This is a genomic window from Actinobaculum sp. 352 (genome assembly GCF_003957265.1).
Lineage (GTDB): Bacteria > Actinomycetota > Actinomycetes > Actinomycetales > Actinomycetaceae > Asp313.
The window spans coordinates 42,113-56,738 of the sequence record NZ_RQSN01000007.1; the positions used below are offsets into that span (position 1 = coordinate 42,113).

General features: G+C 59.1%; 10 protein-coding genes. All 10 read left to right on the forward strand.

Features of this window, described 5'->3' with window-relative positions; all coding sequences use genetic code 11:
• Nucleotides 1-180: 180 nt before the first annotated feature.
• Nucleotides 181-2,571, forward strand: coding sequence for a glycogen debranching protein GlgX (glgX, locus tag EKN07_RS08310; RefSeq protein ID WP_108716678.1), 2,391 nt, complete (start codon nucleotides 181-183; stop codon nucleotides 2,569-2,571).
• A 406-nt stretch (nucleotides 2,572-2,977) separates the two neighbouring features.
• Complete coding sequence (gene treY / locus EKN07_RS08315; protein WP_126146149.1) at nucleotides 2,978-5,530, forward strand: malto-oligosyltrehalose synthase; 2,553 nt, start codon at nucleotides 2,978-2,980, stop codon at nucleotides 5,528-5,530.
• On the forward strand, nucleotides 5,523-7,334 hold the full coding sequence (treZ, locus tag EKN07_RS08320; RefSeq protein WP_108715717.1) for a malto-oligosyltrehalose trehalohydrolase: 1,812 nt from the start codon (nucleotides 5,523-5,525) through the stop codon (nucleotides 7,332-7,334). The genes treY and treZ overlap by 8 nt, the downstream gene beginning before the upstream one ends.
• A gap of 388 nt (nucleotides 7,335-7,722) precedes the next feature.
• Nucleotides 7,723-9,018: an extracellular solute-binding protein gene (locus tag EKN07_RS08325; protein WP_108715718.1), complete on the forward strand. Its 1,296-nt coding sequence runs from the start codon at nucleotides 7,723-7,725 to the stop codon at nucleotides 9,016-9,018.
• A 57-nt stretch (nucleotides 9,019-9,075) separates the two neighbouring features.
• The gene (locus EKN07_RS08330) at nucleotides 9,076-9,999 is read left to right on the forward strand and encodes a sugar ABC transporter permease (protein WP_108715719.1); all 924 of its coding nucleotides are present in this window, start codon (nucleotides 9,076-9,078) and stop codon (nucleotides 9,997-9,999) included.
• Between the two features lies 1 nt (nucleotide 10,000).
• The gene (locus tag EKN07_RS08335) at nucleotides 10,001-10,945 is read left to right on the forward strand and encodes a carbohydrate ABC transporter permease (protein ID WP_108715720.1); all 945 of its coding nucleotides are present in this window, start codon (nucleotides 10,001-10,003) and stop codon (nucleotides 10,943-10,945) included.
• Nucleotides 10,942-11,892 carry a glycoside hydrolase family 68 protein gene (locus tag EKN07_RS08340; RefSeq protein ID WP_126146150.1) on the forward strand — a complete coding sequence of 317 codons (951 nt, stop codon included), beginning with the start codon at nucleotides 10,942-10,944 and terminating at the stop codon, nucleotides 11,890-11,892. The genes EKN07_RS08335 and EKN07_RS08340 overlap by 4 nt, the downstream gene beginning before the upstream one ends.
• A 415-nt stretch (nucleotides 11,893-12,307) precedes the next feature.
• Nucleotides 12,308-13,342: a LacI family DNA-binding transcriptional regulator gene (locus EKN07_RS08345; protein ID WP_108715722.1), complete on the forward strand. Its 1,035-nt coding sequence runs from the start codon at nucleotides 12,308-12,310 to the stop codon at nucleotides 13,340-13,342.
• 291 nt (nucleotides 13,343-13,633) lie between these two features.
• Nucleotides 13,634-14,215, forward strand: coding sequence for a hypothetical protein (locus EKN07_RS08350; protein WP_126146151.1), 582 nt, complete (start codon nucleotides 13,634-13,636; stop codon nucleotides 14,213-14,215).
• 16 nt (nucleotides 14,216-14,231) lie between these two features.
• Entirely contained in the window at nucleotides 14,232-14,477 is a 246-nt protein-coding gene (locus tag EKN07_RS08355; protein ID WP_108715724.1) for a hypothetical protein, read from the forward strand.
• Nucleotides 14,478-14,626 lie beyond the last annotated feature (149 nt).

Sequence of the window (14,626 nt, forward strand, 5' to 3'; positions counted from 1 at the left end):
GTGGATGACCCAAGACGTCCGGCCAGAGCCTTGTCTGGCGCCCGCCCCACCTCGAACGGATCTGGACAACCTCACACACATGTCAGATCCGGCTCACGGTACTGCCCCCATATCACTGCAGGACACGGGGATATGAGGGAGATCCACACATCCTGGCCAAGGAGGTGGGAGAATATGCGTATGCAAATCTGGCCTGGACACTCTTACCCTCTTGGCGCGACCTTCGATGGGACGGGGACGAACTTCGCCGTTTTCTCGTCGGTGGCCACAAAGATGGACCTCTGCCTTCTTGACGATGCCGATCAACAGACAATCGTCGAACTACGCGAGGTCGACGGCGGCGTATGGCACTGCTATCTGCCCGGTGTCCGTCCCGGTCAGCGCTACGGCTACCGGGTACACGGCCCCTATGACCCCGCGTCCGGGCTGCGTTGCGACCCCTCCAAGTTGCTGCTCGACCCCTATGCGAAGGCCATCGATGGCCATATCGAGGATAGTCAGGCCGTCTTCTCCTACAACTTCAACAATCCGAGCGAGCGCAACGAGCAGGACTCCCTCGGGCACACAATGACCTCCGTTGTAATCAACCCGTTCTTTGACTGGGGTCACGACCGCCCACCTGCCCACGATTACAGCGACACCGTCATCTACGAGGCACATGTGCGCGGCATGACCATGCGCCACCCCGATATCCCGGAGGATATCCGCGGAACGTACGCCGGCATCTCCCATCCGGCCATTATCGACTACCTGAAGAAACTCGGCGCTACCGCCATTGAACTCATGCCCTGCCACCAATTCGTCAATGACACCGGTTTGCAAGCGAAGGGGCTGAGCAACTATTGGGGCTACAACACCATCGGTTTCTTCGCCCCGCACAACGGCTACGCTTCCTCCGACACTCGGGGCGGCCAGGTCGACGAGTTCAAGGCCATGGTCAAATCCTTCCATGAAGCCGAGATCGAAGTGATTATGGACGTCGTGTACAACCACACGGCGGAGGGCAATCACATGGGCCCTACCCTCTCCTTCAAAGGACTTGATAACGCTGCATATTACCGGTTGGTGGAAGGTTCCCAGGAGCATTATTTCGACACCACCGGTACCGGTAATTCCCTCAACATGCGCTCGCCCCATACCTTGCAGTTGATCATGGATTCCCTGCGCTACTGGATCACCAATATGCACGTAGACGGCTTCCGTTTCGACCTCGCATCGACTCTGGCACGGGAGTTGCATGAAGTTGACAAACTTTCATCCTTCTTCGACATCATCCAGCAGGACCCACTCATCTCGCAGGTCAAGCTAATCGCCGAGCCGTGGGACGTGGGGGAAGGAGGATACAACGTCGGCGGTTTCCCGCCCCTGTGGTCGGAGTGGAACGGCAAGTATCGAGATACCGTGCGTGACTTCTGGCGCGGGGAGCCATCTGTTCTCTCCGAGCTCGCCTTCCGCCTCACCGGTTCTTCCGACCTCTACGAGAACTCCGGCCGACGGCCCATGGCTTCCATCAACTTCGTCACCGCACACGATGGATTTACGCTCAATGACCTCGTTTCCTACAACGAGAAACACAATGAGGCAAACGGTGAAGGTGGCGCGGACGGCGAGTCTAACAATCGTTCATGGAACTGCGGTGCCGAAGGACCGACCGACGATCCAGACATCGTCGCACTACGTGAGCGCCAGCGCAAGAACTTCTTGTCGACACTACTTCTGTCACAGGGTGTTCCGATGATTGCGCACGGCGACGAGATCGGGCGCACGCAAAATGGCAACAATAACACCTACTGTCAGGACAACGAGATTTCTTGGGTGGACTGGAAACTCACGGATTCACAGTTCGATTTGCTGGACTTCACGCGCCATTTGATTGCCTTCCGTAAGGCACATTCGGTTTTTCGACGTCGGCGCTTCCTCAGCGGTGTCTCGACCCGCGGCGGTCGGGAGAAACTGGGCGAGGTCGAATGGTTGCGTCCAGATGCCACGCAAATGCAGGACTCTGATTGGTCCGTCGGCTACGCTCGCTCTCTCATGGTGTACCTCAATGGCTCCGCCATTGCAGAGCCGGACAGCCGCGGAGCGGAGATTTACGACGACGACGTGCTCATCACTTTCAACGGTGACAGTGAGCCGCTCTCCTTCACAATTCCCTCCAGCGCGTACGGCAAGCGCTGGAACAACGTGTTTAACACCGCAGCACGCATTGATCCTGCTGAGGAGTATCTCCCCGGCCAGACTTTCCAGGTCGAAGGCCGTTCCATGCGCGTTTTCATCTGCCAACGGGAGGATCAAGGCTCGCTGTGCCCCGGTAAGAAGCCGAACGAGTCCGTTGGTCGGCTTCGCAGCGATGCGGAAAACGAGGTCGAATCTGCGGCTTCCGCCACCGGAACGGACAGCGGTAACACGCCCTTAAACAATGACTCGCCGAGCGCACAACCCGCGCCCGAACCTGCGGAAAACGCTACTTCGTCCACTTCCATCACGGAGCAAGAAACGGCAGATGGAGTAGACGTGTTGGGCACCGGGGAGGCATCTTCCATGGAGAAGAAGTCTTCCGCCACGGGGTGAATGGTGCACGAAGGCCTCACGTCGATGCCCAGTCGGTATGCGGTCCAGGCGCGTGGTGGATGACGCCGCCGACCGTGTACACCGTGCCCGCGCCCATCATGCGGTCCCGGCACTTTGTGGGTGGAGTGTTGGGTTTCGGGGTTGACATCCAGTGGGCATACGGTCCCCGCTCACTGGTCAGTCCGGGCCCGGCTCGCCGGGCAATAGCCTCGCCCCTCGCCTCGGCATGGGTAGCCGAAACAAGGCATGCCATGCCCGAACTGCACGGGCACGTCTGACCCCGAATAATGCTCAGCGTCAGCACAGTTCCTTCCGGGAACTGTGCTCCCAGGCATCCCTCCCCACAACAGTAGGAAGATGCGGGCACTTCCCCGGACCGTGCAGACAATGTTGTAGTCTCGAGAATATGAGTGATGTCGACTCGCGTCGTAGTACAGCACGGCACACCCACGTGCCGGCACCGGATCGCAGGCAACCTGTATCCACGTACCGCTTGCAATTGGGCCCGCAGTTCACCTGTGATCAGGCAGTGGCGATCCTGCCCTACCTGAAGACCCTCGGTATCACCGATGTCTACTGCTCCCCCATCCTGCAGGCGGCTCCGGGGTCCACCCACGGCTACGACGTCGTCGACCATACGAAGGTGTCGCATGCCATTGGAGGCCGTGAGGCATTTCAACGGCTTGCGGATGCGGCGCATGCCTCGGGCATGGGCGTCGTCGTCGATATTGTTCCCAACCATATGGCGGTGCCCACACCGTTGTATCTCAACCGGGCTCTATGGTCGGTGCTGCGTGACGGAGCCGATTCTCCCTACGCCAATTGGTTTGATATCGATCTGGACGAGGCCGCCGATGGACTGATGATGCCCGTGTTGGGTGACCGCATAGGAACAGTCCTCGCCAAGGGGCAGATCACGGTGGAAACTATGGTCGTGCCCGGATTCGAAGACCTGGGAGAACAGCCCGTTGTGCGATACTTCGAACACGTCTTCCCGGTACGTGCACAAACCGAGTCACTCCCGCTCGCCGATCTGTTGGAGCGGCAGTACTACCGGCTCGCATACTGGCGTGTCGCAGAGGAAGAACTCAACTACCGCCGTTTCTTCGACGTAGATACCCTGGCCGCTATTCGCACCGAAGACGCTGACGTGTTCAACAGTTCGCATGCGTTGCTGCTGGAGCTATTCGACACCGGATATATCGATGCGTTCCGGATCGACCATCCGGACGGACTCTCCGATCCGCGTGAATACCTTGCTCGGCTCTATGAGGCCACTGGCGGCGCATGGGTAGTTGCGGAGAAGATCACGGAGGGCGACGAAGAACTCCCAGCAGATTGGCGCTGTTGCGGCACAACGGGGTATGACGCAGCGTGGCGAATCGGCTCCTTACTTACCGATCCGGTCGGTGTCAATCGACTCACCGCCTTGTATGTTGAACTGTCCGAAGCTACCGATTCCTACCCGACGCTGGAGGCAGGGGCCAAGGCACAGATTTTATCCACCTCGCTACATGCGGAAATGGAACGTCTCACCTCCGTGTTGGCGCAGATCTGCCATGCGGATGTGCGACTGCGCGATCACACGGGGCGTTCCATCCACGATGCTCTCGGCGCGCTCATCATTTCGATGGACCGCTACCGCGCCTATGTCGTACCTCGCGAGAAGCCCTCCGCCAGCGCGGAGAATGCGATCCGCGAGGCGGCGGATCGGGCGACGAAGTTCCTCAGCCCTGACCGCTGTGAATCGTTGGAAGTCGTTGTGGACATCCTTCTCGGACGTGAAGTCGGATCGGCCGGCCGCACCTACGAAGAAGCCCGTGCGGAAGCGATTATCCGGTTCCAGCAGGTGTGTGGCGCCGTTATGGCCAAGGGTGTGGAAGACACCGCCTTTTACCGCTATACAGCTCTCACCAGCGCTACCGAAGTCGGTGGCGACCCCATGCGCGCCTCGTTGACCCCTGACGACGTCGTCGCCTGGACGGGTCGAACCGGAGCGCAGTGGCCCTCTACGATGACCTGCCTGACTACGCACGATACGAAGCGAGGCGAAGACACGCGCGCCGCCATCTCCGTTCTCAGCGAATGGGCGCAAGAGTGGCGTTCACTACTGACCGACCTGCGCGCCCGGCATGCTGCAGCGCGCCCAGCCGAGCTTGACGGCCAGATTGAGAACCTCATGTGGCAGACGATTACGGGAACGTGGACCGACCGTGGCCCGATTGAGTTGGATCGTCTTCTCAACTATTTGCGCAAGGCAGCCCGCGAGCAGAAGTCCTGGACAAACTGGACGTCGCCCGACGAAGCGGCTGAATCGGCACTATTCGGGTATGCGCGTTCCGTACTCGGCGACCCGGAGAGCCTGAGTGACCTCACCGCCTGGCACGAGCGCACGGCGCGTTCACGCCGCGCCGTAACGCTGGCGCAGAAAACGATAGCGTTGACCCTACTCGGTGTGGCGGACAGCTATCAGGGAGAAGAAGTCATCCAAAACTCCCTGGTAGACCCCGACAATAGACGTCCCGTGGATTTCGACAGGATCGCCACTATGCTGACCGCGCTGGACAACCGTGGTTCCTTACCCGGGGATGCCAGCCTGGACCAAGAGAAGCTGTGGATCACATCGCGGATTCTCCGCCTGCGGCGCGAGCGGCCTCTCAGCTTCGTCTCGACGCGCTCCGGCTTCGCGCCCCTGCCCGTCACAACAAGCCATGCCGTGGCCTTTACACGCACTTTCGACGGCGTCCCTTCCGTAGTTACAGTAGCGCAGCGTCTGCCGCGTGCCCTTGCCGACTCCGGCGGTTTCGGCCGACACACCGTCGTCTTACCAGAAGGACATTGGCAAGACGTGTTGACCGGTCACGAGTTTAGTGGCGGACCGATTGAGATCTCCTCGCTTCTGGAATACCTACCAGTAGCCGTTCTCGCCCGTGACAGCAAGGAGTTACCAAATGCCTGATACCCGCCATGCCGCCGTCGGGGGTCGGCCCGATGCGCATGACAACTTGCGCGTGTGGGCGCCCGGCGCGCAGAGAGTCACGCTGCACCTGTTCGATAACTCGCCGCAGGCCGCCGAACTAGGGAACGAGCCGTTACTCCCATTTAATAACGGCTGGTGGGAGAGCCGCGCTCCCCTCCCGCCAGGCACGCGGTATCTACTCGCCGTTGATGACAATCAACCATTCCCGGATCCACGTTCACAACGGCAGCCGCTGGGCGTGCACGGTCCTTCCGAAATCGTCGACGTATCCTCCTTCGCTTTCACAGATGGATCATGGCGGGGTATCGACACGCTCGGCGCTGCAATCTATGAGCTGCACGTCGGCACGTTTACGCCGGAAGGCACCTTCGCCGCGGCGGCCGATAAGCTCCCTTACCTGAGGGAACTCGGGATCGACATGGTGGAGCTTATGCCGATTGCTCCGGTGCCCGGAACCCGCAACTGGGGATATGACGGGGTCTCTATTTTCGCGGTGAATGAGAACTATGGTGGACCGGAGGGCTTGGCGGCCTTCGTGGACGCCGCGCATGCGCTCGGTATCGGTGTATGCCTGGACGTCGTCTATAACCACATGGGCCCAGATGGCAATTACGTCAACTTCTTCGGCCCGTACTTCACGGATCACCACACCACGCCGTGGGGCCAGGGAGTTAACGTCGACGGCCCCGATGCCGCCGAGGTTCGGCAATTCTTCGTCGACAATGCGCTGCAATGGGTGCGCGATTACCATATCGATGCGCTACGCCTGGATGCCGTTGCCTTTATCCTTGATGATTCTCCGCGTCATATCCTGGCGGAAATCTCCGATAATGTTGCCGCCTTTGCCGCAGAATCGGGCCGTAAAATCAGCCTGATCGCGGAATCGGATATCAACGATCCGATAATGATCACCCCTACGGCGGCAGGCGGCTGTGGGATGGATGCGCAATGGAACGACGACGTTCACCACGCGATTCACGCCTATCTGACCGGCGAGTCCTTCGCCTATTACGGTGACTTCACACTTCCGGGCGCATTGGAAAAGGCCTTTCGCCATGCCTTCGTCCACGATGGCATCTACTCCACTTTCCGCCGTAAGGTTTGGGGAAGGCCGGTCCCCGATAGTATCGACAGCCACCGATTCGTCATTTGCACCGAGGATCATGACCAGGTCGGCAATCGCGCGATTGGTGATCGTCCTTCGGCGCATCTCACCTTTGGCCAACAAGCGGTGGCCAATTCGCTGGCCCTCGCATCGCCATTCACTCCCATGCTTTTCATGGGTCAGGAATGGGGCGCTACAACACCCTTCCAGTTTTTCACGGACTACGACGAGGAGCTCGGCCGCGCCGTGGATGCGGGCCGCCAGGCCGAGTTTGCCAATTGGGACTGGCTCGCCGTATATGGCGAGCAAGAAGTCACCGTTCCCTCCCCGCAAGACATAGCGACTTTCACTGCCTCAAAGCTCGACTGGAGTGAACGTGAGAAACCGGAGCACGCTGCCTACTGGCAATTTATCCGCTCTCTACTTTCCCTACGCAAGAAGCTGCCGGATCTAGCCAGCAGCGACCGGGCGCAGACGGAACTCGTGCGCCTGGGCCGCAATGGCTATTTGCGGCGCGGCGCCTGTTACGTGGCGTTCTCCTGCGATGGCAATGCCACAGTTACCGTGCCGCGCGCCGATTTGGTGCCTCTTCTGGAATGGGGATCGCCAGTGATGGAGGCTGACCGTATCGACTTCGTGCAACCGGGCGTCGTCGTGATGATACCCGACGCCCTCTGACTTCTGCACCCGGTTGCTGCGCCCGCGAAGACACCCCGCTTTCTTCTCCTTATCACTTGTTGGCTCGGGCATCACTTGTTGGCTCGGGCTCTAGTTGCTGTACGCACGAGGATGCTCTCTCGGCGAGTGCGTGTTCCAGCGTGTCCGTCTTCCAGTTGCCGTGCGCGCGAGGCGCAGTGCCGAATTCCTGGCTGATTCCCAACGATTCACAGGCGCAGTCGGCATCGCTTCAACCAGCCCGGCCCGAACACACCCACCTTTTGTGATTTCAAGCACTTTTGCACAAACGTTTGGCGCAAACGTTTGCATGCGCTACGCTAAGTGACAGCGGCACAAAGGTGTTCGCAACCACACACGATCTTCCGTCAGCACGGTAGGAAGGACGAAGATGTTCCATAAGAAACCGGTAGCACTTGCTTCCCTCGCGCTTGTCCCCGCGCTCGCACTCGTTGGGTGCAGTTCGCAGGGCAGCCACTCCAGCGGCGATGGCCCGCTTGAAATCACCCTGTGGACCCATTCGGCGGGTAACGAGGGCGAAATGGAAGTCGTCACTCAGATCATTGACGACTTCAACGCGTCACAGGACGACTACAAGGTGGTCCGCCAGGACTTCCCCCAGGATGCCTACAACGATTCCGTTCAGGGAGCCGCAGCCTCCGGCGACTTGCCCTGCATCATGGACGTGGATGCGCCCGTCATGCCCAATTGGGCTAACAACGGCTGGCTTGTTCCGAGTGGTCTAACGGAGGAGGACACCGCTGACTTCCTCCCCTCGACCGTCGGCACATATGACGGTGAGATCTATTCCATCGGGTTCTGGGACGTCAATACGGTCCTCTTCACACGCGCCTCCGTTCTCGAGGCGAACGATATTCGGGTTCCCACCGTCGATGAGCCATGGACCGCAGATGAATTCGCCGACGCCGAAAAGAAGATCCAAGCCTCCGGCGAATTCGACTACGTCATCGACTGGGGCACCGGTTCTTCCGGCGAGTGGTGGCCCTACGCCTACTCGCCGCTTCTGCAGAGCTTCGGCGGCGATCTGGTTGACCGTAGCGACTACAGCACCGCCGACGGTGTTCTGAATGGACCCGAGGCGCAGAAATTCGGCGCCTGGTTCCAAGATCAATTCGCCCAGGGATACGCGTCCAAGTCGGGCGCACAGGACCGGACCGAATTCAAGGACGGCAAAGTCGCCATGCACTATGACGGCATCTGGGAGTACGCCGAGGGCTACGAGGCATACGGTGACGATCTTGTCGTTGCTCCCCTGCCCGACTTCGGCAACGGCTCGAAGGCCGGCGTGGGCTCCTGGCAGACCGGCCTGAGCCAGGCATGCACGGCAGAACAGAAGGAGGGCGGCCTCGCCTACCTGAAGTTCGCGATGAAGGATGAGTACATCGCCCAGTTCTCCGACGTTACCTCCCTTATCCCGGCAACGGAGAGCGCAGCCGAACTCACAACGAAGGGCTACTACGGTGAGGGCAAACCGCTCCAGATTGCTCAAGAAGTCTCTGACAAGTACGGCGAAGTTCGACCGGTCACGCCTGGCTACCCCGTGATCAGCTCGGTCTTCGAAAAGGGACTGCAGGACATTATGAACGGTTCCGACGTCAAGTCCACCGAAGACCAGATGGTTGTCGAGATCGACGCCGATATTGAATCGGCCGGCTACAACAACTAGGAGCATTCGGGGGCGGGATGAGTTTCTGCCCCCGAATCTCACGTGGTAGGAGAAACAATGTCAACCACACAGGCGGCACCCGCCGCTCCCGAGGAAGCGGCGCCGCTACCCATGCGGCGTTCCCGCTTACATAACAACGAGCGTCGTGCCGGTATCGGTTTCACAGCCCCGGCCGTCCTATTGATCGTCGTCTTCCTCGTCATCCCGGTTCTACTGTCATTCGCGCTTGGCTTCACCAATGCGCGAATGGGTTCGATGGAGAACCCGGGATTCACTGGATTGACCAATTTCGTTCGCGCGCTCACGAAGGACCCGACATTCTGGGACGCACTGCGCAATATCGCAATATTCGTACTCGTCGTCGTCCCCCTGCAGGGCGGGCTCGGACTTGTTCTTGCCCTGCTTGTCAACCAGAAGATCAGGGGCATCACCACCTTCCGGGTCGTCTTCTTCATGCCGGTGGTCACTTCCATGGTGGTCGTGTCCATGCTGTGGAAGTTCATGTACCAGAAAGACGGCCTCATAAACGCGATAACGGGCTTGAACGTTGACTGGCTCAATGAGACGCACACGGCCCTGCCGGCCGTCATTGTCATGTCGGTCTGGCAGGGCGTCGGCTTTCAAATGATCCTGTGGCTGTCCGGACTCCAGTCCATCAATCACGATCTGTACGAAGCGGCCTCCCTCGACGGCGCCGGCAGATGGCAGCAATTCCGCAACGTCACAATGCCGGGACTGCGCCCCACCTTTGTTTTCATTTTCATTACCATCACGATCTCAGCATTCTCGCTATTCACACAGATTGATGTGATGACCAACGGCGGCCCGTCAAACGCGACAACCACCCTCGTGTACCACATCATTCAAATGGGTAGCTCGCGCGGCGATGTCGGATATGGATCGGCGCTCTCGCTGATCTTCTTCGTCATCGTACTGGCGGTCACCTTGCTGCAGCGGTTCCTGACCAGAGAAGAGGACTGACATGTCAACGACAATTGCACCGCCGCAGCCATTACCTGCATCGGTTATCGAGCAGAGCAGGTCCGAGGTCAAGAGAGGCAAATGGTGGACGTATATTCCGCTGGCACTGCTGGCGCTCTCGTTCATGTTGCCGTTGCTCTTCATGCTTTCCTCGTCGCTGAAGCCACGAGACCAGATCCTCTCCGATCTGACCTCCTGGAAGGCCTTCCTACCGGTAGGCGACCTGTCCCTCGATAATTTCACCGCCATGTTCAACCGCGTCCCGGCGGGGCGCTTCATGTTGAACTCGATCATCATCACCACGCTCGTCGTGGTTCTCGGCCTGCTGGTCAATTCAATGGCAGGATTCGCACTGGCCCGGCTTCGTTTCCGTGGACGCACGGTCTTGCTGTCGGCGATTATCGCCACGCTGATCGTTCCCTTCGAGACCTACGCCATCCCAATGGTGTACTGGGTGAACAGACTGCCGCGTATAGTGCTCTACTCGGACGGATTCGCCATTGAACAGGGATGGTCGAACAGCTACGAGGTCCTGATCATTCCGTTCATTGCCAGCGCGTTCTCAATCTTCTTGTTTACGCAGGCATACAAGTCTGTGCCACGGGAGATTGACGAGGCCGCGAGGCTCGACGGCGCCAGCTGGTTCCGCGTCTACCGCTCGGTGGTGTCGCCGCTGATCAAACCCACCTTTGCCACAGCGGCGATTCTGACGTTCCTCCCACAGTGGAATTCGTACCTTTGGCCACTGCTGGTTGTGCAGAAGGAGGAAATGCGCCCTGTACAGGTGGGGATGCGCTACTTCTTCGCCTCCGGAACAGCCGAGGGTACACCGTGGGGTCAGATCATGGCGTACACGAGCCTGATTACCGTGCCGGTGATCATCGTGTTCGTGATCTTCCAGAAACAGTTCATTTCATCAATCGCTTCTTCGGGAGTTAAGGGATGAGTCTTCATCTGCGTGACAAATGGGTGTGGGATTCCTGGCCCGTTATCGACGACGACGGGGCCCGTCACCTGTTCTACCTACAAGCGAGTCGCTCCTTGGGCGATCCGGAAGCCCGGCACATGCATCCCTCCATTGGGCATGCCATCAGCACCGATTGGCGCCGATGGAGGGTGTTGCCGGACGCACTTGCGCCGGCACCGCGCAATTCCTGGGATGATGCGACTACGTGGACGGGGTCGATCGTACGTGGCCCTTCCGGTATGTACCACCTGTTCTATACCGGTAGCACTTACTCGGAGAACTGCCGCGTCCAGCGGATAGGGCGAGCGGACTCCACAGACCTCATTCACTGGGAACGCTTTGGCAACTCGCCCCTGGTGGAAGCTGATCGCAGATGGTATGAGAAGTACACGCCGGGAACCGGCTGGCACGACGAGGCATGGCGCGATCCCTGGGTGTTCGAGGACCCCGCAGGAAATGGCTGGCATATGTTGATCACGGCCCGCGCTAACCACGGTGAACTCTTCGGCCGCGGCGTCGTCGGCCACGCCTTCAGCACTGATCTGGAGAATTGGGAGGTACGCGAGCCGCTTAGTACACCGTCGAAATTCGGGCAGATGGAAGTCACCCAGTCCATTCTGCTCGACGGCGAACCCGTCCTCGTTTTCTGCTGCTTGCCACGGGAGTTCAATACGGCACGTCATCCGCTGGGGCAACGGGGCGGCATGTGGATCGCTCGCGGCGAGTCACTGCTAGGGCCGTGGGATATTGATGGGGCGCGAAGAGTGGACCATCCCAGCCTCTATGCGGCGCGGGTGATCGAGGATATCGACGGTATTGCACGCTTGCTCGGCTTCGCTGATCACGAGGCGGGGGCGTTTCGTGGAGAAATCCTCGATCCCGTCGATATCCTCTTGGAAGCGGACGCCGACCGGGTTGAGGCATAAATCGGGGGGCGGCCGACCGGTATCCGTGGTCGACCGCCCCCTGTGTACCTAGCGACAGTCGGTGCTCGGAGGCAGTGGTGTGGTCCGCACGGGCGTCCTCTGCTGGGTCGTCCGGACCGCACCACTGCGTGTCAAAAAAGGGTTCTAACATACTTTCCACAACATACCCGAATATGCCGCGCGCGTGGCAACGGGATATGACTGTGCAGTTCTCACTCCACATGGATACAAGCACGAACTCACTAGCGCACGGGATACTCTGAGAATCAACACAGCAAATGTCTCGACGCGGGCACCGGGCCCCGCACGAGCAGAAACGGATCACACCCGCCCCACTCAGCGTGGTCCCCGGGCATCGTCTGTCGTACAGAGGAGATAATGGGTAGGTCGTCGCTGTAAAGGAGAAACGGAAACAATGGGACGTGTGCGGCTGAAGGATGTTGCCGAGAAGTCCGGCGTTTCAATTGGGACTGTATCGAGAGTCCTCAATAACACGGACTCGCGCATTGCCAAGGACACCGTTGCACGCGTCCAGCAAGCCGCACGTGATCTGGGTTATACCCCTAACGCCACCGCCCAGAGCCTGCGGACCAGCAGATCCAACATGCTCGCTGCACTCACGGACACGATTTTGACCACGCCATTTGCGCATCAGCTTCTTCACGGCGCACAGGACGTGGCCTGGGATAGCGGCTATCTGCTGATAACACTCGGTACCGAAGACAAACCGGATCAGCGCATCCGCGCATACGAAACTCTCGTAGCTCACCAGATCGATGGCCTACTCGTAGGCGCGATGTACCACCGTCCCATTGATTTAGGAGACATTAAACCCATAGTTCCCATGGTGTGCTTCAACGGCGTCCTCGCCGATCCCGCCTACACCAGTTTCGCGCCGGATGACAGACAGGGCGCAGTGGACGCAACCGAGCTTCTCGTCCGGGCGGGACACCGCAATATCCTGCACATCACGGAGAAGGCGACTGACGGCCTCGCGCGGGATCTACGCGTGGACGGGTTTCGTACTGTCACAAAAGCCAACGGCATTCAGGCGACGGTTGTCGAAACCCGGGAACGCAGCGACCGCAGCCGCTCGCAAGCAGCAGAGGAGGCCGCTTACAAAGCCCTTGTCGGCCCGAATCGCCCGACAGCGATATTTGCCTTCAGTGATCTGATGGCGCTGGGCGTACTGAGAGCAGCACGTAGCCTCGGTCTGTCCGTGCCGGAAGACCTCTCGGTCATCGGCTATGACGACCAGGAACACGTTGCCAATGAGAGCTTCCCTCCGCTGACAACGGTGCGACTTCCACATGCGAAAATCGGCGCCTTGGCCGCGCGGGAACTACTCGTCCAGCTAAGCGCCATGCCGGGACAGACCCACAGTGGCACGATTTACGTGCCCTGCCCCCTCATTGTTCGCGACTCTGTCTCTTCCCCGCCGGCCCTGTAACCCAGTCTTCAGTGCTGACGCTTGCCCCAGTCGCCTCCGTTGGGAGCAGGGGTAATTCCTGAGATAGCACGCTGGTTAAGGCACCGAGCTACCCAAAATGATCCGAGATCACTCGGCGCGGGTGCGAGTTGCCAGAAGCAGACGAAGGTCCCTTCTTTTGCACGCAACTTCCAATTCGTCTGGCTGACCCAACATTTCTGACCGCAACAACCGGCCATTACCAAGTATATTGATGCTACAGTAACTACCAAGCGACAACCCGTCGCTCATCTTTTCTACGAGAGGACAGAGATGTTATCCCTAAGAAGATCGCTGGCATCGGCCACCCTTGCGATGTCACTTGCCTTTGTTGGCACAACTGCGCAAGCCACGACGGGCACACCCAACAATCCCGTCACCGTCACTGACCCCGAGCTCGGGGAGATTATCGAAGGCGGCACCACACAGAGCGTTGATCCCACCCGGTACGACTACGTGCCCGACGAGTCCCAACCTATCGCAGCGTCCGCATGGGGACACCAGGCAATAGGCGGGTATAACATCTCATTCAAGGGACTATCGTTGAAGATCCCCGCGGGAACCCTTGCCCACGACATTCAAGGTGGATCCACATACATCCGCCGAGAAGCGGCCCAATACGTGCTCGTCGCATCGGCAAACATATGCAACTATAGGATTGACTTCCAGAACCGGGATCTCCGTGGAAGGATCGTCCGCACCTATACGGGAAACACAGTCAATAAGTGTGCGCGGCTCGTAACAGTAGTGCGGCAAATCAGGAAGCCTTTCCATGTTCAACCCGGCGTGCAGTGCGCCCGACTGTACGCGGGTGGCAAGTTCCGTGGCGAACAGTGCCACAATATCGTCAAGTAAATGAGGAGCTTCTTCCATGGAGAATGAAAAGAAGAAGGTGTACTGGGCGGGACTGATTGTGGGGTGCCTGAGCATTCCCTTTTTCTACTTGGTCATTCCCCAGGCAGCAGCCCTTCAACTGACCATCAATGAATTACGCGCTAAACCCGAGATAACATGGCCTACCAAGGTCGGACTCGCCTGTGCGATAGTAGCCAGCCTGGTGGCTGGATTCCTGGGTGTTGTCATCATCATACGCCTCCTATCTGCAGTATTCATCTGACTATATACGGGTGGGGACACGTCTCGTGTCCCCACCACTGTTCGGCAGGTTCAGCCGTCGCACCTACATCCACTGCCACTGAATAGCATGTTCGCATCCTTGCGGTCGGTACACGGCGTGGCACGGAGGCCCACGGCTCTCCCCCAGCT

Excerpts from the sequence above, each read along its gene's own strand:
- EKN07_RS08350 (WP_126146151.1), top strand. The coding sequence starts at position 13,634 with ATGTTATCCCTAAGAAGATCGCTGGCATCGGCCACCCTTGCGATGTCA.
- glgX (WP_108716678.1), top strand. The coding sequence starts at position 181 with ATGCAAATCTGGCCTGGACACTCTTACCCTCTTGGCGCGACCTTCGAT.
- EKN07_RS08325 (WP_108715718.1), top strand. The coding sequence starts at position 7,723 with ATGTTCCATAAGAAACCGGTAGCACTTGCTTCCCTCGCGCTTGTCCCC.
- EKN07_RS08330 (WP_108715719.1), top strand. The coding sequence starts at position 9,076 with ATGTCAACCACACAGGCGGCACCCGCCGCTCCCGAGGAAGCGGCGCCG.
- treZ (WP_108715717.1), top strand. The coding sequence starts at position 5,523 with ATGCCTGATACCCGCCATGCCGCCGTCGGGGGTCGGCCCGATGCGCAT.
- treY (WP_126146149.1), top strand. The coding sequence starts at position 2,978 with ATGAGTGATGTCGACTCGCGTCGTAGTACAGCACGGCACACCCACGTG.
- EKN07_RS08335 (WP_108715720.1), top strand. The coding sequence starts at position 10,001 with ATGTCAACGACAATTGCACCGCCGCAGCCATTACCTGCATCGGTTATC.
- EKN07_RS08340 (WP_126146150.1), top strand. The coding sequence starts at position 10,942 with ATGAGTCTTCATCTGCGTGACAAATGGGTGTGGGATTCCTGGCCCGTT.
- EKN07_RS08345 (WP_108715722.1), top strand. The coding sequence starts at position 12,308 with ATGGGACGTGTGCGGCTGAAGGATGTTGCCGAGAAGTCCGGCGTTTCA.
- EKN07_RS08355 (WP_108715724.1), top strand. The coding sequence starts at position 14,232 with ATGGAGAATGAAAAGAAGAAGGTGTACTGGGCGGGACTGATTGTGGGG.